Genomic DNA, 19,620 nt, shown 5'->3' on the forward strand with positions numbered 1-19,620 from the left:
GCGGATCGTAGGGCTCAGGTCGGGAGCGTGGCGGTGACCGCCACCGCGTCGTAGCGCATCGCGAACGCGCCGCCCGCGTCGTCGACGGCGGCGCCGAGCCCGTCCAGCAGCTCGGCGAGCCGGTCCGGCGCGAGCCGACCGTGGCCGCCGTGGGTGGGCACCACGTCGAGCCACTCGGCGCGCGTGTACGTGATCTCGTGGTGCGCCCGCCAGCGCTCGGGTGTGCCGAACCCGGCCCCGACCAGCGCGTCCTCCACCGGGCCGAACCCGGCCTCGTACACCGCCAGCATCGACCCGCCGTAGGCGGGCAGCTCCGGCAGCACCCGCTGGTAGACGGCGGCGAACGCCGCAGTCAGGTCCGGTGGCGGCTGGGCGACGTTCCAGAACAGGGCGATCCGCCCACCCGGCCGCAGCACCCGCGCGGCCTGCGCCGCGCCGCGCACCGGGTCGACCCAGTGCCACGCCTGCCCGGAGACGACGGCGTCGAACGTGCGGCCGGCCGGGTCCCACTCCTCGAACGCGCCGACCTCGACGGCCAGTCCGCTGCGCCGGGCCGGCCCGACCATCCGCTCGTCGACGTCGAGGCCGAGCACGCGCGCGCCGGCCGCGCGGAGCTGGCGTGCGGAGATGCCGGTGCCGCAGCCGACGTCGAGCACGTCGGGGCCGGGACTCGCGGCGACGATCCGCTCGATGAGCTGCTGCGGGTAGGCGGGGCGAGCGCGGTCGTAGCGCTCGGCGTCGGTGCCGAAGGATTCGGCGACGTCGCGGCGCTCATGCGCAGGAGTGGGCATGCGCCCACTCTAGTGGGCGCGCGCCCACTCGGGTGCGACGTAGGGTTCCCCCGTGCCGACCGGGGTGAGCCTGCGCGACGCCCGCGAGCAGTTGCTCGCCGCCGCCGAACGCGTGCTGCTGCACGGCGGGCCGGCCGCGCTCACCACGCGGGCGATCACCAGGGAGGCCGGCTGCGCGAAAGGGGTGCTGCACCGGCACTTCACCGATCTCGACGACCTGCTCGTGGCACTCGTCCAGGACCGCATCGCCCGCCTGGACCGGCAGGCCGCGATCCTCCGCGCGGGTCGCGATCCGGTGGTGCCGACCGTCGCCGCAGCGCTGACCGAACTCTTCGGCTCGGTAGCCCTCCACGTCGTCGGCCTGATCATCGCCAGGGACGGCCTGCGGGCCCGGCTGCGCGCGATCTCCCCGAAGGGGGTGCCGCTGCTGACGGAGGCCGCGGCGATGCTCAGCGGCTACCTGGCTGCCGAGCGCGACCTGGGCCGGATCGAGCGCAGCGCCGATCCCGACACGCTCGCGATGACGCTGATCGGCACCGTCCACCTGGCCTTCGCCGGCCGGGACGGCGAGCTGCCGCCGCCCGCGGACGTCGAACGGCTGGTGGCGGGCGTGCTGGCCGGGAGCCTTCCGTAGTTCCGCGCTGGGTCGGCCTGCCGCTGCCGGGCAGGGTGTCGATCATGCGCACCGACTCCCCGCAGCCCTACGACGACGGCCTGTACGGGCTGCTCACGCTCTTCGTCGGCGGCGTCGCGCTCAGCATCGTGGTGGCGCACGCCGGCGCGCCCGCCCTGCTGGTCGGCTTCCCTGCGGTGCTCGCGCTCGCGGTGGCGCTGGAGGCGCTCGGGCGCCGGCAGGACCCGGCCCGCAGGTAGCCCAGGCCGCCCGGTCCAGTCCGTGAGGCGTCACGTAAACTCGTCGACAGTTCCGCGGCGAGGGCGGGCGGCACTTCAGCCCGCCGTGATCGACGTGAGGCCAGCTCCACCGGTCCTCGTCGCGTGTGCAGACACCACCGAGAGTCGACCGAGGAGTTCCCCCGTGTCCGAGGCACGCATCGCAGCCGAGACCCGCACGGAGTTCGGCAAGGGCGCCGCCCGCCGCACCCGCCGTGCCGGCAAGATCCCCGCCGTCCTGTACGGGCACGGCACCGAGCCGCAGCACGTCGCGCTGCCGTCGATCGAGTTCGCGCGCGTCGTGCGCGAGCAGGGCCGCAACGCCGTGCTCACCCTCGACATCGACGGCAAGCCGCAGCTCGCGCTCACCAAGACCGTCGTGGTGCACCCGGTCCGCCCGTACATCGAGCACGTCGACCTGCTCGTCATCAAGCGCGGCGAGAAGGTCGAGGTCCAGGTCCAGGTCGTCGTCACGGGCGACGCCGCGCCGGGCACGCTCGTCACGCAGGAGCTCAACCTGCTCGACGTCGAGGCCGACGTCTCGTCGATCCCCGAGTCCGTCGAGGTCTCCGTCGAGGGCGCCACGGCCGGCACCCAGTTCCTCGCCGGCCAGCTGCCCCTGCCCGCGGGCGCCACGCTGAAGGGCGACCCCGAGCAGCTCGTCGTCAACGTCGTGGGCGCGCCGACCGAGGCCGACCTCGAGGCCGAGCTCGACACCGAGGGCGCCGGCGTGGTCGAGGACGCCCCGCAGGCCGACTCCGAGGAGGGCGCCGGGGCGTCCGACTCCGCCGAGTCCGGCTCCTCCGAGGAGTGAGCGCGCTGCCGGGCCCGGCACTCGTGGTCGGGCTCGGCAACCCCGGCCCGGAGTACGCGGGCACCCGTCACAACGTCGGCTTCCGGGTGGTCGAGCTCCTCGCCGCCCGCGCCGGCGGCGGCAAGTTCAGCCGGCACCGCAAGGCCAACGCCGACGTGCTCGAAGGCCGGCTCGGTGAGCGCCGCGTGGTGCTCGCCAAGCCGCGCACGTACATGAACGTCTCCGGCGGCCCGGTCGCCGGGCTCCTCCAGTACTACTCCGTCCCGCTCGCCGACCTCGTCGTCGTGCACGACGAGCTGGACATCGACTTCGGTGTCATCCGACTCAAGCGCGGCGGCGGCGAGGGCGGGCACAACGGGCTCCGCTCGATCAGCGCGTCCGTCGGGTCGAAGGACTACCTGCGCGTCCGATTCGGCATCGGACGCCCGCCCGGCCGGCAGGACCCCGCCGACTTCGTCCTCAAGCGCTTCTCCGCCGTCGAGGCCAAGGAGCTGGACTTCGCCGTCGACCTCGCCGCCGACGCCACCGAGTCGCTGCTGGCCGACGGGCTGGAGCCGGCGCAGAACAAGTTCCACGCGCTGTCGGGCTGAGGTCTCGGCTGGGGTTGCTCGTTGATCATGGGCAAAACGCTGCTTGCCGATCTTGAACAGCAACGTTTTGCCCATGATCAACCTCGCAGGCGGCGGGCGGCTCCGGCGAGCTCCGCCACGCTGCACGGCCACAGCGGCGCCGGACGGCCGTTGCCCCCGCACACCGCGCACCGCCCGTCCGGTCCGGCGACGTGCGCGGCCAGCAGCCGCTCCACCACCCCCGGCCACCCCGCCACGATCGCCACTGCCTCGTCGAGCGATCCGCCCACCTCTGCTGCCATGCAGCAGTACGGTCCACACGGGACGGCACGCACGGTCGCGCGTTTCCGGGATCCCGGAACCGCGCTCCCGGATGTGACCATGTGCCACCGGCCGGACACTGGGGGGTACGTGCGCAACGGGACGCTCGTCCGCAAGCGGATGCTCGGACGACGGCTGCGGCGACTGCGCGAAGAAGCCGGGCTCACCCTGGAGGCCGCCGCGCCGGCACTGGACTGGTCCACCAGCACCCTCTCCCGCATCGAGACCGGCCAACAGGCGCCCAGCGTGCACAGCATCCGCAGCATGCTCGACCTCTACGGCGCCGGCGGGCCCATCTGGGACGAGCTGGTCACCCTCACCCGGCAGGTGCGGCAACGGGGCTGGTGGCGGGCCTACGGGCTGGGCGACGACAGCTACGTCGGGTTCGAGACCGAGGCCACCAGCGTCCTGGACTACACGATCGACTACATCCCCGGATTGCTGCAGACCGCCGACTACAGCCGGGCATTGTTCGCGGCTTCGATCGCGAATCGCTCCGCCGCGGAGATCACGAACGCGGTTTCGGTCCGCATGATTCGGCAGGAACGGTTGTCCTCCCCCGATCATCCGCTTGAACTGACCGCGATCGTCGACGAGTCAGCCCTCTACCGGCGTGTGGGCGGGACCGCGGTCCTCGAAGACCAGTTGCGGCACCTGATCAATATGGCCGGCCTGCGTGCGGTGACCTTGCAGGTACTGCCGATGGCCACCGGAGCGCGGGCCGCGATGGGATCCGGCCTCATGGTGCTGAGCTTCGGCGAGTTGGGCGAGCCGGACATGGTGTACATCGAGCACGCACTGGGTGCCACGCACACGGGGAAAGGGAACGCTGCGGCTGCTAAACTGATGTTCGACCGGCTGCGGTCCGACGCACTGTCCCCGGCCGATTCGGTGGCTCTGATTCAGCGACTGGTCGAGCGGTAGCCGGGCCGTGCGAGACGAACGGGAGCCGCCGTGGACGACAGTGCGCTCGACTGGCGCAAGAGCACCTTCAGCGGCAACAACGGGGGCGGCTGCGTCGAGTTCGCCCGCCTCCCCGACGGCGGGGTCGCCATCCGCGACACCAAAGACCGCACCCAACCCGCCCTCCGCTACACCGCAGCCGAGTGGACCGCCTTCCTGGCCGGCGTGCGGGCCGGCGAGTTCGACCTCACTTGAGCCGAGGGGAGCTGCCGTGGACGACACTGCGCTCGACTGGCGCAAGAGTTCCTTCAGCGGCAACGGCGGCAACGGCTGCGTCGAGTTCGCCCGCCTCCCCGACGGCGGGGTGGCCATCCGCGACACGAAGGACCGCACCCAACCCGCCCTCCGCTACACCGCAGCCGAGTGGACCGCCTTCCTGGCCGGCGTCCGAGCGGGCGAGTTCGACCTGACCTGACCGCTCCCCGAACGTGTTCGGGGGGTCGCGCTGCCGGCGCCGCTGTGACCCCCGACAATGTGCGGATGGCCGGTTACGACGACCAGACCAAGCGCCTCGGCGACGGCGGGCGCCCCGCGGCAACGCCGCAGATCAACGTGGCGAAGCTGTGGTCGGGCGGTGTGGCCACGGCGGTGGTCGCGGCGCTGATCGGCCTGGTCGGGGTGCTGGTGGTGCGGGTGCTGCTGCAGACGGTGCCGGGTGCCCGCAACGCCCCGGACTTCGACAACTCCGGCGCCATCGTGATCTGCTCGATGGCCGCGATCGCCGCGCTGATCGCCACCGGGCTGGCGCACCTGCTGCTGCTCGGCACGCCGCGCCCGCTGGCCTACCTGGGCTGGATCGTCGGGCTGTTGACGGCGATCGCGGTGGTGTGGCCGTTCCTGTCGAGCCGGCAGATCCTCGCGTCGGTGGCGCTGGCGGTGATCCACCTGGTCATCGGGCTGGCGATCGGCAGCCTCGTGACGGGCGCCGCCGCGGCGGCGACCCGCCGCCCCCCGCCCCGCCCGGCCTACGACGACCGGTACTGACTCCGACGTCACACACCGAGTGCGGTCCTCACACATGCCGCAACATGTGTGACGTCCCTACTCGCTGTGTGACGTCGAGCGGGCTGCCACCAGGTCGGCCGTGGCGGCGCGGCGCAGCTTGCCCGACGGCGTCTTCGGCAGGCTGCCCGGCCCGAGCACCACGACCTCCGCGGGCCGCACGCCGACCGCGGAGAACACCCGGCCGGTGACGTCCTTGCGGATCGCCGCCTCGGCGTCGGCGTCGCCCGCCTTCCGCGACTCGACGACCACGGCGAACGTCTCGCGCCGGCGCCCGTCACCGGCGGAGAGCCGGACGGCGACGGCGTTGCCGGCGCGCACGTCCGCAGCCTCGGCGGCGGCCCGCTCGATGTCGGTGGGGTAGATGTTGCGCCCACCCATGATGATCACGTCCTTGCGCCGGCCGCACACCACGACCTGCCCGTCGACGAGGTAGCCCTCGTCGCCGGTGTCGAGCCAGCCCTCGGCGTCCTGCGTGGCGACGGGCCCGTTCACGGTGAGGTAGCCGGGCGTGACGGACGGGCCGCGCAGCTGCAGGATGCCGACCTCGCGCTCACCGCGCACTGTGCCGTCGTCGGCGACCACCCGCACCTCGATGCCCGGGAGCGGCGGCCCCAGCTTCGGGAAGGTGCGTCCGGTTCCCGGCACGGCGCGGCGGTGCGCCTCGAGCTGTTCGGCGTCGATCTCGTCGACGTCGAGACCGGTGAACACCGGCGCGAACGCCACCCCGAGCGCGGTCTCGGCCATGCCGTACGCGGCCAGCACGGCCTCGGGGTGCAGCCCGAACCGCGCCCCCGCCTCGACGAAAGCCGCCACCGCGGTCGCATCGATCGGCTCGGCACCGTTGAGCGCGATGCGCAGGGTGGACAGGTCCAGGGGGCCGTCGGCGCGGGCGAGCTGGCGGGCCAGCACGGCGTAGGCGAAGTTGGGCGCCGCGGTGACGGTGCCGCCGTACTTCGAGATCAGCTCGGCCCACAGCAGCGGCCGGCCGAGGAAGTCGACGGGCGTGACCGTGATCAGCTCCAGGCCGGTGACCATCGGGACGGTCAGGAACCCGACCATGCCCATGTCGTGGAAGAGCGGCAGCCACGACACCATGCGGTCGTTGTCGACGTCGAGCTCCGCGGCCTCCATCATCGCCGTGATGTTGGCGTGCAGGTTGCCGTGGGTGATGCGCACGGCCTTCGGCTCGGCCGTCGACCCGCTCGTGAGCTGCAGCAGCGCCGTGTCGTCCGCACCGGCGACGGACGCGTCGGGCGTGATGGTGCCGGCGCCGGTCAGCTCGTCGAGCGTGCGGAACGCGATGCCGTGCTCGGCGAGCACCGGCGCCACCGCGTCGAAGGGCGCGCCCAGCAGCACCAGCTGCGCGTCGATCATCTTGAGGACCGCCAGCGTGTCCTCCGCCCAGGCCGCCAGGTCGGTGCGCGGGGTGGGCTGGTGCAGCATCGTCACGCTGCCGCCGGTCAGCCACACGGCCTGCGCGGCGGGGGCGATGGTGGCCGGTTCCCCGGCGAGCACGCCGACGGCGGCCCCGTGCACCAGCCCGGGCCGGTCGGCCGATCCGGCCTGCAGCGCGGCGGCCATGCCGAGCGCCGTCTCGTGCACCTCGGCCCACGTGCGGCGCACCGGCGCTTTGGGCTCGCCCGTGGTCATCCCACGGTCGGTGCGGACGGCCGCGTCGAGCAGCATGTCGAGGAACCGGGACATGGTCAGGAGCCTACGGGTCGAGGTGCGTCGTAGGCTCGGACCATGGCCCTCCGCGACGCCGTTTCGTCCGTTCTCGACGACGCCCGCACCGACCTCGAACGCCTGGTGCGCATCCCCAGCATCTGGGCCGATCCGGCGCACGCAGACGACACCCGGCGCAGCGCAGAGGCAGTCGCCGAGCTGGCCCGCGCGGCCGGCGCCGCCGACGTCTCGGTGATCTCGGCCGGCGGCGGCGCGCCCGCGGTCGTCGCGCACTGGCCGGCGCCCGAGGGCCAGCCGACCGTGCTGCTGTACGCCCACCACGACGTCCAGCCCACGGGTGGCGACGAGCTGTGGACCACCCCGCCGTTCGAGCCCGCCGAGCGCGACGGCCGCCTCTACGGCCGCGGCGCCGCGGACGACAAGGCCGGCGTCATGACCCACATCGCCACGCTGCGCGCCTACGACGGCCGCCCGCCGGTGGGGGTCACGCTGTTCATCGAGGGCGAGGAGGAGTCCGGCTCCCCCACGCTCACCACGCTGCTCGTCGAGCACCGCGAGGCGCTGGCCTGCGACGTCATCGTGATCGCCGACTCGTCCAACCCGTCGGTGGACGTCCCCGCGCTGACGACGAGCCTGCGCGGGCTGGTCGACGTGGTCGTCGAGGTGTCGATGCTGGAGCGCCCCGCGCACTCCGGGGTGTTCGGCGGCCCGCTGGGCGACGCGCTGACCGCGCTGTGCCACACCCTCGCCTCCCTGCACGACGAGTCCGGCGAGGTCGCCGTCCCCGGTCTGGTGCACGGCGAGGCACCCGCCGACGGGCCGGACATCTCCGAGGCCCAGCTGCGCTCCGACGCCGCCGTGCTCGACGGCGTGAAGCTGCTGGGTGACGGCACCGTGCTAGGCCGGATGGCGCACAAGCCCGCTGTCGCCGTCCTCGGCATCGACGCCCCGCGCGTCGCCGACGCGTCGAACGTGCTGCTCCCGCGGGCGCGCGCGTTCGTCAGCATGCGGCTCGCCCCTGGCGACGACGCGGCCAAGGCGCAGCTCGCGCTCAGCCGGCACCTCGAGGAGAACGTGCCGTGGGGTGCGCAGGTCACCGTCACCCCGGGCAGCGGCACGGCGGAGCCGTTCACGATCTCGACGGTCGGCGGGCCGTTCGACGTCGCCCGCGCGGCGTTCGCCGACGCCTACGGCAACGATGTCGTCGAGTACGGCATCGGCGGCTCGATCCCGTTCATCGCGGAGTTCGCGCGCGCCTTCCCGGGCGCGGCCGTGCTGGTCACCGGCGTCGGGGACCCGGCCAGCCGCTGGCACGGCATCGACGAGAGCCTGCACCTGGGCATGTTCGGGCGTGCGGTGCTGGCGGAGGCGCTGCTGCTGGAGGGTCTCGTCCGGTAACCAGCGACGTCACACACGGCTGGGCCCGTTCACACATGTCCGAACGTGTGTGAACGGGCCCAGCGATGTGTGACCTGCTCAGGCCGGCGCGGCCGTCCGCACGTGTTCGGCGACGAGCTCGGCCACCCGCTCCGGCCGGTCGATCGGCACGAACGTGCGCGCGCCGGGCACCCACTCGAGCCGCGCGCCCGGGATGTCGGCGGCGAGCCGACGCGCGAACGGTGGCTTGAAGAACGGGTCCGCGTCGCCCCACACCAGCAACGTCGCGGGCGCGGACCTGCGCAGGGCGGCGATCGCGCGCTGCGTCTCCCGGACGGTGATGCCGCGCAGCACCTTGCCGACGTCGTGGCGCACCCCGGCATCGCTCGCGTGGGCCGTCCAACCCGCGTAGAGGTCGGCCGGGATCCGGCCGGTGACCAGCACGTCGAACGATGCCTTCGCCACCCGGGTGTGGATCAGCTTCGCGGTCAGCCACAACGCACCCGGGATCCGCGGCAGCAGCTGCACCGGCCGGAAGGCGGGCGGGAGGAAGTTGTCGTAGGCGTCGCAGTTGGTGAGCACGAGCCGGGCCAGCCGCTTCGAGTGGTCGGCGGCGGTGATCTGGCAGAGGGCGCCGCCGGTGTCGTTGCCGACGAGCGTGACGTCCTGCAGGTCGAGCGCATCGAGGAACTCGGCGATGTGCGCGGCGAGACCCGCGGGCGAGAGGTCGGCGTCGGGGCGCATCGCCTCGCGGTGCGACCCGAGCGGGAGGTCCGGCACCAGCACGCGGTGCTCGCGCGCCAGCAGGGGCGCGACGCCGTCCCACAGCGTGCCGTTCACGAGCAGGCCGTGGATCAGCACGACGACCGGCCCGGACCCGGCATCGGTGTAGTGGACAGGACCTCGGGAGAGCTGGACGACCGGCATCACGTCCTCCTTTCACATACAACCTGTATGTGACGGCCACGCTAACATACAGCCTGTATGTCGACCAGGGACGCCCGCGCCGAGGAGACCCGCCGCGCGCTGCTGCGCGTCGCGCGGGACCTGTTCACGACCCGCGGCTACGCGGCCGTCGGCACGGAGGAGATCGTCACGGCGGCCGGCGTCACCCGCGGCGCCCTCTACCACCACTTCCGCGACAAGCAGGAGCTCTTCCGCGCAGTCCACGAGGAGCTGGAGGCGGAGATCGTCGCGCGGACCGCGGCCGCCGTCGCCGGCATCACCGACTTCGCCGAGCTCATCCCCCGCGGTATCGGCGCCTTCCTCGACTGCTGCACCGATCCGCGCACCGCGCGCGTCACGCTCGTCGACGCGCCCACCGTGCTGGGCTGGGCGACCTGGCGAGAGATCGACCAGCGGCACGGCCTCGGCCTGCTCGAGGCCACCATGGCGGGCGCCATGGACGCCGGGCTGATCCCGCGCCAGGACGTGCGCACGCTCGCCCACCTGCTGCTCGGAGCGCTCGGCGAGGCCGCGCTGATGATCGCGAACGATCCCGACCCCGCAGCCGCTCGGCTACGTGTGGAGCCCGCGCTGGTGGCGCTGGTCGGCAACCTGCGCGCTTAGCGCTCCACGAGGAGGTGCAAGGCCTCCCGCAGACGCCGGGCGTCGTCGGCCGCCAGCGGTTCGAGGAACCGGTCCTCGACCTCCTCGGTGACCCGAGCGCCCTCCCGCAGCACCCGCTCGCCCTGCTCGGTGACGAGCCGCTTGCGCCGGTCGCCCGGGGCGACCTCGCGGCGCACCAGGCCCTGCTCCTCCAGCTCGTCGACCAGCGCGACCATCGTCGTCCGGTCGATCCCCAGCTGTGCCGCCCCGTCCTGCTGGGACAGCGGCGGGCCGTCGGCGAACAGCGTCAGCAGCGCGACCTGCCGGCCCGTGACGCCCAGTGCCGCGTAGTGCGGCTCGGCCAGCTCGGCGAGCCGCGACTGGGCGTGCTTGAGCAGGTAGCCGAGGCGGCGGGTGACCGCGGACTGCCATGGCCACCTTCGGGCTCAAGCCACCCCAGCAGTTCGTCGGCATCGCCGCGCTCCGCGAGGTCTGGACGATCGCGGACGACGCCGGCTTCGACGGCTGCTGGGTCTTCGACCACCTCGCACCGATGGGCCCGGTCCGCGCCGGCGACGTCTTCGACGGCTGGACGCTCCTGGCCGCAATGGCGCAGGCGACCAGGCGCGTGCGGATCGGCTGCCTGGTCTCCGGCAACACCAACCGCCACCCCGGCACGCTCGCCAAGATCGCGGCAACGATCGACCACCTCTCCGGCGGCCGGCTCGACCTCGGCCTCGGCGCCGGCGGCGACGCCTACACCGACGCGATGATGGGCACCCCCACCCCGCCGGCCGGCGAGCGCGTGGAACGGCTCGCCGAGGCCCTCACCGTCCTCGATCTCCTGTGGACGCAGCCGGTCGTGGACTTCCGCGGCCGCCACTACACGCTGACCGGCGCGACCAGCGACCCGAAGCCGGTGCAGGCGAAGCTGCCGCTGTGGCTCGGCAGCAGCGGCGAGCGCCGCGGGCTGCGCGTGGTCGCCGAGCACGCCGACGTCTGGCTCAACGCCGCGCTCCCCGGCACCCCGATCACCGAGCTGCGCCGGCTCTCGGAGGTGCTGGACAAGCACTGCGCAGCGATCGGGCGCGACCCCGCGGAAATCGGCCGGGCCGTCCAGTTCCGCGTGCCTCACGACCCGGACGAGGCGCTCCGGCTCGCCGCGGACTACCGCCGGGCAGGGTTCCGTGAGCTGGTGCTGATGCCCGCCGGTGGGGACGACGTGGTGCGCGCGACCCACGAGGTCGCGGAGCTGCTGCCGCGCCTGCGCGATCTGGAGTGAACGCCGCCCCGGGGCCAGGCAGACTGTTGTCGTGCGGATCGGGCTGCTGGGCGCCGTCGAGGCGACCACCGGGGATGGGCGGGCGGTGCCTCTCGGGGGGCTCCGGCTGCGCGGGCTGCTCGCGCGCCTCGCCCTCGACGCCGGACGACCCGTCCCGTCCAGCACGCTCGTCGACGACCTGTGGGGCGGCGCGCCACCGGAGGACGCGGCGAACGCGCTGCAGGCGCTGGTGTCGCGGCTGCGCCGGGCGGTCGGCGCCGAGCACGTGGTGACCGATGCGCGCGGCTACCGGCTGGCGCTGTCGCCGGACGCCGTCGACGTCGGGCGGTTCGTGCAGCTCACCGGCAACGGCTCGCTCGACCAGGTGCGGGAGGGGCTGGCGCTGTGGCGCGGTCCGGCGCTGGCCGACATCGCCGAGCTGCCCTTCGCCGAGGCGGCCGCGGCCCGGTTAACCGACCGGCGGGCCGGCGCCGTGGAGCACGCCGCGACGCTCGCCCTCGAACGCGGCGACGGAGCCGGCGAGATCGAACGCCTCACCGCCCAGCTCGACGCCGCGCCGCTGCGCGAGACCACGGCCGCGCTGCTCGCCCGCTGCCTGCACGCCGCCGGCCGGCAGGCCGACGCGCTCGCCGTGCTCGACCGGACCCGGCACCTCCTGGTCGAGCAGCTCGGCGTCGACCCGGGCCCGGAGTGGGCCGCGGCCCGCCTCGCCGTCCTGCGCGACGAGCGCCCGCCGGGGCCCGTCCGTCCGCCGCAGCTGCCGTTGACCAGCTTCGTCGGGCGCGAGCGCGACGTCGAACGGCTGCGCGCCCTGCTGCCCAGCACGCGGCTGGTGACCCTGATCGGACCCGGCGGCGCGGGGAAGACCCGGCTGGCGGTGCAGCTGGCCGCCGAGTCCGGTGGCCGGGTCGCCGAGCTGGCCGCCCTCGGTGCGCCGGAGCAGTTGCCCGCCGCGCTGCTGTCCGCCGTCGGCAACGCCGAGATCGCCCTGCGCGGCCAGGACGATCCGGGCACCGACCTGACGTCGCGGCTCGTCACCCTGCTCGCCGGCCGGGACCTGCTGCTCGTCGTGGACAACTGCGAGCACCTCGTCGACGGGGTGGCGCAGCTCGTCGCGATGCTGCTGGCCGCGGCGCCGCGGCTGCGGGTGCTGGCCACGAGCCGGGAACCGCTCGGCGTGCCCGGCGAGGTGCTCCATCCCGTCTCCGCGCTCGCCGACGACGACGCGGTGCGGCTCTTCGCCGACCGGGCCGCGGCGGCGTCGCCCGCGTTCGCGCTCACCCCGGACGTCGAGAAGGCGGTGCGGGAGATCTGCCGCCGCCTCGACGGGCAGCCGCTGCCGATCGAGCTGGCCGCCGCCCGCACCCGCAGCCTGAGCCCGGCCGAGATCGCGGCCCGCCTGGACGACCGGTTCCGGCTGCTCACCAGCGGTGCCCGCACCGCGCTGCCGCGCCACCAGACGCTGCGCGCGGTGGTGGACTGGAGCTGGGACCTGCTCGGCGAGCCGGAACGCGCGGTGGCTCGCCGGCTCGCCGCCTTCGCCGGCAGTGCCGGTGCCGCAGCCGTCGACCGGGTGTGCTCCGCGCCGGGCGGGGTCGCCGCCGAGGACGTGTTCGAGCTGCTCGCCTCGCTCGTGGACCGTTCGCTGGTGGTGGCCGTACCGCAACCCGACGGCACCACGCGCTACCGCATGCTGGAGACGATCCGCGTCTACGCGGCGGAGAAGCTCGCCGAGTCCGGCGAGGAGGCCGCGGCCCGCGCCGCGCACGCCGCGTACGTCGTGGAGCTGGTGGAGGCGGCCGAGCCGCACCTGCGCGGCCGCGACCAGCTCACCTGGATCGAACGGCTGCAGGCCGAGGCCGACGAGATCGTCGTCGCACTGGACCGGGCGATCGCCGCGGCGGACACCGCGACCGCGCACCGGATCGTCGCCGGCATGGGGACCTGGTGGATCGTGCGCGGCATGATCGACGACGCCGCGCGCTGGGTCGACGCGGCAGCGCAGCTCGACGGCCCGGCGCCGCCCGAGGCGCAGGCGTTGACCCTGACGCTCGCCGGTCTCTCCGACATGGGCCGCAGCGATCTGACGTCCGCCAAGAAGACGTTCCAACGCGCACTCGGGATCGTCGAGGAGCTGCCGCGACCGTGGCACCCGATGATCGCCCTCCTCGGGCCCGCGTACGCCTACTACGCCGACGAGGACCCCGAGCCGCTGAGGCGCCTGGTGGAGGAGACGGACGACACGTGGCTGCGCGGGATGGCGCTGCTCGCGATGGTGCAGACCGCCGAGAACGAGGGCCGGCTCGACGAGCAGGTCCAGCTGCTGCGGCGCGCCCACACCGCCTTCCGCGAGATCGGCGAGCGCTTCGGCCTGGGCATGACGCTGCACTCGCTGGCCGAGCTGGAGGACCTCGCCGGCAACCACGAGGCGGCCGCCCGCACCTACGAGGAGGCCATCGCGCTCGCCACCGAGCTGGGCAACATCGACGATCTGCCGCAGTTCACTGTGCGCCGGGCGATGCTGGAGGCCCGCCGCGGCAACCCCGTCGTCGCTCGCGACCAGATCCGCGCCGTCGTGGCCGAGTACGGCAGCTGCGGCGACATCACCGGCCGCAGCGCCCAGATCGCACTGCTCGCCGAGGCCGAGCGCAGGGCCGGCGACATCCCCGCCGCCCGCGCCGCGATCGAGAAGGTCCGCGCCCAGGTGCTCGACACGCCGGCGGTCGCACCGCAGGTGCAGGCACTGATGGGCGTCGCGGAGCTCGGCATCGCCCTCGCCGTCGCCGATCTCCCTGGCGCTGCGGACGCCCTGCGCGCCGCCCTCGTCGGCGTCGAGGCGGCGCCGGACGGGCCGATCGCCGCTCTGGTGGCGGGCGCGGCAGCCCGGCTCGCGCTGGCGACCGGCGACGCCCAGGCGGCCGCCACCGCGATCGGCGTGTCCGTCCGCCGCCGCGGCGCCCCCGACCTCGGCGACGTGGAGACCGTAGCGACGCACACGGCGGTCGTGGCCGCGCTCGGCGAGCAGACGGAGGCCGCGATCGACGCCGGCCGCGCGCTCGACATCCCCGACGGGCTGGCCGTGCTGCGCGCGATCGCCGACTCGGCCGGCCCGGCTACCTGATCCCGCGCCGGGCAAGCAGGCCGGCGAGCACCACCGCCAGGATCTCGGGCAGCGCCTGCTGCACGTCGATGCGCATCGCGGTGAGATCGGGTCGAGCGGCGTAGGCCGCCTCCACGGCCGGTGGGGGCGTGGAGTGCACCCACAGCGCGTTCGCGGTCAGCACGGCCGTCTGCACGAACAGGGCGACGTCGTCGGAGGTGAGCTCGGGCAGGTGGGCGTGGACGATCGCGGTCACGCGCGCGAGCTGGACCGCCATGGCGTCCTTGAACGCGACCGCTGCCGACACGGAGATGTTGTGCTCGAGCACCGCCGCGGAGGCGCTGGACAGCTCGCACATCCGCGGTCGCGCGAGCAGTGACGCCGCGAGCGCGGCGGCGAACTGCTCGGCCCGCTGCACGACGGGCGCAGCCGGGTCGACGGCCGCAGCGAGCTCGCCCTCGATGGCGTCCACCCAGCCGGCGAGCTCGTCGGCGAGCAGGACGAGCAGGACCTCCTCGCGGGACTCGACGTAACGCAGCACGTTCGACTTGGCGAGCCCTACGCGGCGCGAGAGCTCGTTCAGGCTGATCTCCGCGACCGGCATCTCGGCGAGCATCTCGGCGGCCGTCGCGACGATCGTCGCCCTTCGTTGGGCGCGCTGGTCGGCGCTGCGCGCCCGCTGGAACGTCACCCGCCCATGTTACAGACCACCGGTCCCTTGTTAAAAGACCGCCGGTCCGCTAGCGTCGAATCAGCAACAGACCGTCGGTCTCTTCCAGGAGCAGCCATGTACATCGTCCCCAACCAGCGCGGGAAGCTCGCCGTCGTCACCGGAGCCAACAGCGGCACCGGCAAGGAGGCCGCCCGTCGGCTCGCCGCGGCCGGCGCCGAGGTCGTCCTCGCCGTCCGTACACCGGAGAAGGGCGAGGCCGCGGCCGCCGAGATCCGCGCCGCCCACCCGGACGCCGCTCTGCAGGTGCGCCGGATCGACCTCGCCGACCTGGCGTCCGTCGCAGCGTTCGCCGACGGGCTGGTCGCCGAGGGCCGCCCGATCGACCTGCTGCTCGCCAACGCCGGCGTGATGACCCCGCCCGAGCGCCTGACCACCGCCGACGGGTTCGAGCTGCAGTTCGGCAGCAACCACCTCGGCCACTTCGCTCTCGTCCAGCGGCTGCTGCCACTGGTGCTGGCTGCGCCCGCGCCGCGCGTGGTCACGATGAGCAGCACCGCGGCGAACTTCGGCCGCATCGACTTCGCCGACCTGCAGTGGGAGCGCCGCCGGTACCGCCCGCTCGGCACGTACGCCCAGTCCAAGCTGGCGAACCTGCTCACCGCCCGCCACCTCGACCGGATCGCGCGCGAGCGGGGTTGGAACCTCGTGAGCAACGCGGCCCACCCCGGCTACACGAGGACCAACCTGCAGACCGCCGGCGCCGCACTCGGCAGCGGTCGTCCGACCTGGATGAGCCGGGTGACCAGCATTCCGTTCCTGCCGTCGCAGGAGGTGGAGACGGGCGCCGAGCCGCTGCTCCTCGCCGCCACCGATCCCGCGGCCCGCTCCGGCGCCTACTACGGCCCGACCGGGATGCTCGAGATGGTCGGGCCGGCGGGCGAGGCGTCCGTGCCGCGCCGGGCCCGCGACCTCGACGCCGCCCGCCGGCTGTGGGCGGTGTCGGAGGAGCTGACGGGTACCCGCCTGCCAGCGTCGGTCTGACGCATCAGGTCCGGCGGCGGTACAGCGTCACCGCGAGCGGGGCGAAGACCGCCGTGATGACGGCCGCCGCGCCGAGGGCCGTGGTGGCCGGCCCGAGCACCGGACCGCCGGTCAGCAGGCCGCGCACCGCGTTCGTCACGGCGCTGACCGGGTTGACGTCGACGAACCAGCGCAGCCAGCCCGGCATCGTCTCGGCGGGCACGAACACGTTGCTGCCGAAGGTCAGCGGCAGGATCACCAGCACCGACAGGCCCTGCACCGAGCGCGGCTGGCCGACGACCAGCGCGAGCGCGGTGAACACCCAGCACAGCGCGAACGAGAACGCCATCACCAGAGCGAGGGCGGCGACCACCGACAGCGGATCGGTGCCGAACCGGAAGCCCAGCAGCAGACCCAGTGCCAGCATGATCACGCCGGACGTGAGGTAGCGCACCAGGTCCGCGCCGATCGCGCCGACCAGCGGGGCGGAGCGGGAGATCGGCAGGCTGCGGAAGCGGTCGAAGATGCCGGTGTGCAGGTCCTCGGCCAGCGCGACACCCGTGCCGACCGAGGCGAACACGACGGTCTGCACGAGCACACCGGGCAGGGCGAACTGCAGGTAGGTGGTGGTGTCGCCGGAGATCGCGCCGCCGAACACGTAGACGAACAGCAGCAGGAAGATCACCGGCTGCAGGGTCACGTCCAGCAGCGCTTCCGGCGAGTTGATCGTCTTGATCACGCCGCGCCAGGCGAGCGTCAGCCCGTGGCGCAGGGTGGAGGGCCCGGAGCGGGCCCGCTCCGGAGCCGCGGGTGGCACGGTCATGGGAGCTGGGATGGTGGCGGTCACGCCGCGACCTCCTCGGTGTCGTTGGCCGTGTGGCCGGTCAGGGTGAGGAACACGTCGTCCAGGCTGGGCAGGCGCAGGCCCAGCTCGGCGACGGCGATGAGCGAGCTCTCCAGGCGGCCGGCGACGGCGCTGAGCAGCTCCGGCCCGGCGCCGGCCAGCACGACCTCGCCGGACGGGGAGATCGACGGGGCGCGGCCGGCCAGCTCACCGACGATCGTGACGACGGCCGGCACGTCCACGCGGTCCATGGGCCGCACCTGCAGCTGGCGCCCACCGACCTCGGCCTTGAGCGACGCCGGCGTGCCGCGGGCGATGACCCGGCCCCGGTCGAGCACGACGAGGTCGTCGGCCAGCTGGTCGGCTTCTTCGAGGTACTGCGTGGTGAGCAGCACCGTGGTGCCGTCGGCGGCGAGGTCGCGCACGCTGTCGAGCACCTCGTTGCGGTGCCGCGGGTCCAGCCCGGTCGTCGGCTCGTCGAGGAACAGCACGTCGGGGCGGCCGATGAGGCTCGCGGCCAGGTCGAGCCGGCGCCGCATGCCGCCGGAGTAGGTGCGCACGCGCCGGCCCGCGGCCTCGGTGAGGCCGAACCGCTCGATCAGCTCGTCGGCCCGCGCACGGGCCTCGGCCCGCGACAGGTCCAGCAGCCGCGCGATCAGGATCAGGTTGTGGGTGCCGGTGAGCGCCTCGTCGACGGCGGCGTACTGGCCGGTCAGGCCGATCCGACGGCGCACGGCGTCCGGGTCGGAGACGACGTCGTGGCCGAACACGCTCGCCCGTCCGGCGTCGGGACGCAGGAGGGTGGCGAGCACGCGCACGGTCGTCGTCTTGCCCGAGCCGTTGGGGCCGAGCAGGCCCAGCACCGTGCCGCGACGGGCGACGAGATCGACGCCCGCGAGCGCGCGGGTGTCGCCGAAGTTCTTGACCAGGCCCTCGACCTGGATGACGGAGTCCATGGGGTGAAGCCTGCGGCGGGGCGCTGACACCGACCTGCCAGCGCACTGACATCCCGTATCAGCACGTCACACACCGCTGGGCCCGTTCACACACGTTCGAACATGTGTGAACGGGCCCGTGGGTGTGTGACGTCGATTTGTCCCGGCACAGCTTCGGCCCGCCACCTCCGTCGCGGGGTGGCGGGCCGACAGCTCCCCAGATGCGGCTCCCCGTGGGTCCCCCGACCCCGACCGCACGTCCGAGGTTAGTGATCTCGGCGGCCGAGGGGATCGGTCGAAAGTCGGATCCTCCTCCGTCAGAGGTGCCGGTTGACCGTCCACAGGTGACTCCACGGCTCGGTGCGGCCCTCCAGCAGGAAGATCGGCGTGCCCTGGGTGAGGTTGTTGACGCGCAGGTCGTTGGAGAGCGTGCCGACGCGGGTGACCGTGCGGAACGCTGGGGCTAGCGCGGCCGGGTCCCCGACGAACACCACCGTGTCGCTGTCCTCGGGCGGCACGCCGAACCAGGCGGCGCCGCGCGAGTAGGAGTAGCTGGGCAGGTCAGGGGCGTAGTGCTGCAGGGCCGACACCATCCAGTAGCTGTCGGCGACGACGACGGCGCGGGCGTCGCCCGCCGGCACGGCGGCGCGCACGTCGGCGACGAAGTCGGGCCAGCCGACCTCGTCGCGCTGGAAGGCGCCGATCACCAGCGGCTGGTCGGAGTGGATCGTCGCCGGCTTGATCGGCACCACGTTCATGACGCCGAGCACGACCAGCCCGGTCAGCACGTACGTGGGCCAGGTGGGCACCCACCGCCACCAGATCGCCAGCCGCCGTTCCTGGATGCGGGCCGCCGACGCCGCCCAGAGCAGCGGGAACAGCCCGGCGATGTAGTAGGGGCGGCCGCCGGTGACCAGGAAGAGAGCGGTGACGCCGAGCACGGTGGCGCCGAGCCAGCGCAGTGCCGGATCGCGCAGCAGCACGACCGTCCCGTGCACCGCGAGGACGGAGCCGATCAGCAGCCCGCCCAGCAGCAGCGCGAACGGTAGGAAGCCGAGCATCCCGCCGGCGTACCCGCTCTCCGCCGCGACGGCCTTCGTGAACTCCAGCTGCGGCCAGCCGTTGCGGGCCTGCCAGACGAGCGTCGGGAGCGTCGTGAGCACGGCGAGCGCGCCGCCGCCCCACAGCGCCGGCCGGCGCAGCATCTCCCGCGGGCCGAAGACCAGGACCGCGACGACCGCGACCACCCAGAACGCGACCAGCAGGAACTTGACCTGCAGCCCGATCGCCGTCACCGCGCCGGCGGCGAGCAGCAGCCGGTCGTCGCGCGTCCGCGTCCAGCGGACCAGCAGGTACGTCACCGCGATCCACATCAGCGGGTCGAGCGTGGAGGTGGCGAGCAGGTGCCCGGTGGCGAGGAAGTTCGGGGAGAGGGCGAACGCGCCGGCGGCGACCAGCTGGGCCCGCCGGGTGCCGCCCAGCTCGCGGGCCAGCAGGGCGGTGAGGACGAGACCGAGCATCGTCGCGAGCGTCGCCGGGATCCGCAGCACCTCGACCGACCCCGGTGCCACGGTGTCGGCCAGCAGCGCGAGCAGCGGCACCAGGGGCGGCTGGTCGGCGTACCCCCAGTCGAGGTGGTGGCCGGCGGCGACGAAGTACAGCTCGTCGCCGAAGTATCCGTAGCGCCCGCTCACCGCGGTTAGCAGCACGCCGACGGCCGCGGCGAGGCCGAGCACCGGTCCACGGGCGAACGTGGGCACGTCCCGGACACCGGCCGGGGCGGGGGCGGTCGTCGTCATGG

The 19,620-nt window shown here is 73.9% G+C and carries 22 protein-coding genes; 13 read left to right on the top strand and 9 right to left on the bottom strand.

Annotated elements, in window-relative coordinates:
- Positions 1 to 14 precede the first annotated feature (14 nt).
- Positions 15 to 791, bottom strand: coding sequence for a class I SAM-dependent methyltransferase (locus ACQEVB_RS04725; RefSeq protein ID WP_432965508.1), 777 nt, complete (start codon positions 789 to 791; stop codon positions 15 to 17).
- Positions 792 to 843: 52 nt separating this feature from the next.
- Here ACQEVB_RS04725 and ACQEVB_RS04730 point away from each other — a divergent pair, with 52 nt between their 5' ends.
- The 4 genes from ACQEVB_RS04730 to pth all read left to right on the top strand — a co-directional run bounded on the left by ACQEVB_RS04730 (position 844) and on the right by pth (position 3,086).
- Positions 844 to 1,425, top strand: a complete 582-nt coding sequence (locus ACQEVB_RS04730; RefSeq protein ID WP_432965511.1) for a TetR/AcrR family transcriptional regulator — start codon at positions 844 to 846, stop codon at positions 1,423 to 1,425.
- 44 nt (positions 1,426 to 1,469) lie between these two features.
- Positions 1,470 to 1,664: a hypothetical protein gene (locus ACQEVB_RS04735; RefSeq protein ID WP_432965514.1), complete on the top strand. Its 195-nt coding sequence runs from the start codon at positions 1,470 to 1,472 to the stop codon at positions 1,662 to 1,664.
- A gap of 163 nt (positions 1,665 to 1,827) precedes the next feature.
- Positions 1,828 to 2,496, top strand: a complete 669-nt coding sequence (locus ACQEVB_RS04740; RefSeq protein ID WP_432965517.1) for a 50S ribosomal protein L25/general stress protein Ctc — start codon at positions 1,828 to 1,830, stop codon at positions 2,494 to 2,496.
- Positions 2,493 to 3,086: an aminoacyl-tRNA hydrolase gene (gene pth / locus ACQEVB_RS04745; RefSeq protein WP_432965520.1), complete on the top strand. Its 594-nt coding sequence runs from the start codon at positions 2,493 to 2,495 to the stop codon at positions 3,084 to 3,086. Before ACQEVB_RS04740 ends, pth begins: the two co-directional genes overlap by 4 nt.
- Positions 3,087 to 3,163: 77 nt before the next feature.
- Here pth and ACQEVB_RS04750 read toward each other — a convergent pair whose 3' ends face one another.
- Positions 3,164 to 3,367: a hypothetical protein gene (locus ACQEVB_RS04750; RefSeq protein WP_432965523.1), complete on the bottom strand. Its 204-nt coding sequence runs from the start codon at positions 3,365 to 3,367 to the stop codon at positions 3,164 to 3,166.
- 109 nt (positions 3,368 to 3,476) lie between these two features.
- On the opposite strand from ACQEVB_RS04750, the gene ACQEVB_RS04755 reads away from it, so the two are divergent.
- From ACQEVB_RS04755 to ACQEVB_RS04770, 4 genes are all read left to right on the top strand, one after another.
- Positions 3,477 to 4,310: a helix-turn-helix domain-containing protein gene (locus ACQEVB_RS04755; protein ID WP_432965526.1), complete on the top strand. Its 834-nt coding sequence runs from the start codon at positions 3,477 to 3,479 to the stop codon at positions 4,308 to 4,310.
- 30 nt (positions 4,311 to 4,340) lie between these two features.
- Positions 4,341 to 4,544 (top strand): DUF397 domain-containing protein, encoded by a 204-nt coding sequence (locus ACQEVB_RS04760; protein ID WP_432965529.1) that lies wholly within the window; start codon positions 4,341 to 4,343, stop codon positions 4,542 to 4,544.
- Between the two features lie 16 nt (positions 4,545 to 4,560).
- Entirely contained in the window at positions 4,561 to 4,764 is a 204-nt protein-coding gene (locus tag ACQEVB_RS04765; protein ID WP_432965532.1) for a DUF397 domain-containing protein, read from the top strand.
- A gap of 65 nt (positions 4,765 to 4,829) precedes the next feature.
- Positions 4,830 to 5,333 (top strand): DUF6069 family protein, encoded by a 504-nt coding sequence (locus ACQEVB_RS04770; RefSeq protein WP_432965535.1) that lies wholly within the window; start codon positions 4,830 to 4,832, stop codon positions 5,331 to 5,333.
- 57 nt (positions 5,334 to 5,390) lie between these two features.
- On the opposite strand, the gene ACQEVB_RS04775 is transcribed toward ACQEVB_RS04770, so the two are convergent.
- Complete coding sequence (locus tag ACQEVB_RS04775) at positions 5,391 to 7,058, bottom strand: fatty acyl-AMP ligase (RefSeq protein WP_432965538.1); 1,668 nt, start codon at positions 7,056 to 7,058, stop codon at positions 5,391 to 5,393.
- Between the two features lie 42 nt (positions 7,059 to 7,100).
- Between ACQEVB_RS04775 and ACQEVB_RS04780 the strand changes: the two genes are divergently transcribed.
- Positions 7,101 to 8,438 (top strand): dipeptidase, encoded by a 1,338-nt coding sequence (locus ACQEVB_RS04780; RefSeq protein ID WP_432965541.1) that lies wholly within the window; start codon positions 7,101 to 7,103, stop codon positions 8,436 to 8,438.
- Positions 8,439 to 8,516: 78 nt separating this feature from the next.
- Here ACQEVB_RS04780 and ACQEVB_RS04785 read toward each other — a convergent pair whose 3' ends face one another.
- Complete coding sequence (locus ACQEVB_RS04785; RefSeq protein WP_432965544.1) at positions 8,517 to 9,344, bottom strand: alpha/beta fold hydrolase; 828 nt, start codon at positions 9,342 to 9,344, stop codon at positions 8,517 to 8,519.
- A 57-nt stretch (positions 9,345 to 9,401) separates the two neighbouring features.
- Here ACQEVB_RS04785 and ACQEVB_RS04790 point away from each other — a divergent pair, with 57 nt between their 5' ends.
- Positions 9,402 to 9,986 carry a TetR/AcrR family transcriptional regulator gene (locus ACQEVB_RS04790; protein WP_432965547.1) on the top strand — a complete coding sequence of 195 codons (585 nt, stop codon included), beginning with the start codon at positions 9,402 to 9,404 and terminating at the stop codon, positions 9,984 to 9,986.
- On the opposite strand, the gene ACQEVB_RS04795 is transcribed toward ACQEVB_RS04790, so the two are convergent.
- On the bottom strand, positions 9,983 to 10,363 hold the full coding sequence (locus ACQEVB_RS04795; protein WP_432980143.1) for a MarR family winged helix-turn-helix transcriptional regulator: 381 nt from the start codon (positions 10,361 to 10,363) through the stop codon (positions 9,983 to 9,985). The two genes, ACQEVB_RS04790 and ACQEVB_RS04795, sit on opposite strands and share 4 nt — an antisense overlap.
- 32 nt (positions 10,364 to 10,395) lie before the next feature.
- On the opposite strand from ACQEVB_RS04795, the gene ACQEVB_RS04800 reads away from it, so the two are divergent.
- A complete protein-coding gene (locus tag ACQEVB_RS04800) occupies positions 10,396 to 11,247 on the top strand; it encodes an LLM class flavin-dependent oxidoreductase (protein WP_432965550.1) in 852 nt (283 codons plus the stop codon).
- 31 nt (positions 11,248 to 11,278) lie between these two features.
- A complete protein-coding gene (locus ACQEVB_RS04805) occupies positions 11,279 to 14,368 on the top strand; it encodes a BTAD domain-containing putative transcriptional regulator (protein ID WP_432965553.1) in 3,090 nt (1,029 codons plus the stop codon).
- Here the strand turns inward: ACQEVB_RS04805 and ACQEVB_RS04810 are convergent.
- Positions 14,361 to 15,038 carry a TetR/AcrR family transcriptional regulator gene (locus ACQEVB_RS04810; RefSeq protein WP_432965556.1) on the bottom strand — a complete coding sequence of 226 codons (678 nt, stop codon included), beginning with the start codon at positions 15,036 to 15,038 and terminating at the stop codon, positions 14,361 to 14,363. The two genes, ACQEVB_RS04805 and ACQEVB_RS04810, sit on opposite strands and share 8 nt — an antisense overlap.
- Positions 15,039 to 15,134: 96 nt before the next feature.
- Here ACQEVB_RS04810 and ACQEVB_RS04815 point away from each other — a divergent pair, with 96 nt between their 5' ends.
- Positions 15,135 to 16,061 carry an SDR family oxidoreductase gene (locus ACQEVB_RS04815; RefSeq protein ID WP_432965559.1) on the top strand — a complete coding sequence of 309 codons (927 nt, stop codon included), beginning with the start codon at positions 15,135 to 15,137 and terminating at the stop codon, positions 16,059 to 16,061.
- 4 nt (positions 16,062 to 16,065) lie between these two features.
- On the opposite strand, the gene ACQEVB_RS04820 is transcribed toward ACQEVB_RS04815, so the two are convergent.
- From ACQEVB_RS04820 to ACQEVB_RS04830, 3 genes are all read right to left on the bottom strand, one after another.
- Positions 16,066 to 16,863 carry an ABC transporter permease gene (locus tag ACQEVB_RS04820; protein WP_432965562.1) on the bottom strand — a complete coding sequence of 266 codons (798 nt, stop codon included), beginning with the start codon at positions 16,861 to 16,863 and terminating at the stop codon, positions 16,066 to 16,068.
- Positions 16,864 to 16,883: 20 nt separating this feature from the next.
- Positions 16,884 to 17,840 (bottom strand): ATP-binding cassette domain-containing protein, encoded by a 957-nt coding sequence (locus ACQEVB_RS04825; RefSeq protein WP_432965565.1) that lies wholly within the window; start codon positions 17,838 to 17,840, stop codon positions 16,884 to 16,886.
- Positions 17,841 to 18,136: 296 nt separating this feature from the next.
- Complete coding sequence (locus ACQEVB_RS04830) at positions 18,137 to 19,618, bottom strand: glycosyltransferase family 39 protein (RefSeq protein ID WP_432965568.1); 1,482 nt, start codon at positions 19,616 to 19,618, stop codon at positions 18,137 to 18,139.
- Between the last annotated feature and the right edge of the window lie 2 nt (positions 19,619 to 19,620).

The sequence above is a fragment of the Pseudonocardia sp. CA-107938 genome (assembly GCF_050936315.1).
Taxonomy (GTDB): Bacteria; Actinomycetota; Actinomycetes; order Mycobacteriales; family Pseudonocardiaceae; genus Pseudonocardia.

Excerpts from the sequence above, each read along its gene's own strand:
- ACQEVB_RS04815 (WP_432965559.1), top strand. The coding sequence starts at position 15,135 with ATGTACATCGTCCCCAACCAGCGCGGGAAGCTCGCCGTCGTCACCGGA.
- ACQEVB_RS04820 (WP_432965562.1), bottom strand. The coding sequence starts at position 16,863 with ATGACCGTGCCACCCGCGGCTCCGGAGCGGGCCCGCTCCGGGCCCTCC.
- ACQEVB_RS04775 (WP_432965538.1), bottom strand. The coding sequence starts at position 7,058 with ATGTCCCGGTTCCTCGACATGCTGCTCGACGCGGCCGTCCGCACCGAC.
- ACQEVB_RS04780 (WP_432965541.1), top strand. The coding sequence starts at position 7,101 with ATGGCCCTCCGCGACGCCGTTTCGTCCGTTCTCGACGACGCCCGCACC.
- ACQEVB_RS04800 (WP_432965550.1), top strand. The coding sequence starts at position 10,396 with ATGGCCACCTTCGGGCTCAAGCCACCCCAGCAGTTCGTCGGCATCGCC.
- ACQEVB_RS04785 (WP_432965544.1), bottom strand. The coding sequence starts at position 9,344 with ATGCCGGTCGTCCAGCTCTCCCGAGGTCCTGTCCACTACACCGATGCC.
- ACQEVB_RS04830 (WP_432965568.1), bottom strand. The coding sequence starts at position 19,618 with ATGACGACGACCGCCCCCGCCCCGGCCGGTGTCCGGGACGTGCCCACG.
- ACQEVB_RS04770 (WP_432965535.1), top strand. The coding sequence starts at position 4,830 with ATGGCCGGTTACGACGACCAGACCAAGCGCCTCGGCGACGGCGGGCGC.
- ACQEVB_RS04750 (WP_432965523.1), bottom strand. The coding sequence starts at position 3,367 with ATGGCAGCAGAGGTGGGCGGATCGCTCGACGAGGCAGTGGCGATCGTG.
- ACQEVB_RS04790 (WP_432965547.1), top strand. The coding sequence starts at position 9,402 with ATGTCGACCAGGGACGCCCGCGCCGAGGAGACCCGCCGCGCGCTGCTG.
- ACQEVB_RS04725 (WP_432965508.1), bottom strand. The coding sequence starts at position 791 with ATGCCCACTCCTGCGCATGAGCGCCGCGACGTCGCCGAATCCTTCGGC.
- ACQEVB_RS04825 (WP_432965565.1), bottom strand. The coding sequence starts at position 17,840 with ATGGACTCCGTCATCCAGGTCGAGGGCCTGGTCAAGAACTTCGGCGAC.
- ACQEVB_RS04735 (WP_432965514.1), top strand. The coding sequence starts at position 1,470 with ATGCGCACCGACTCCCCGCAGCCCTACGACGACGGCCTGTACGGGCTG.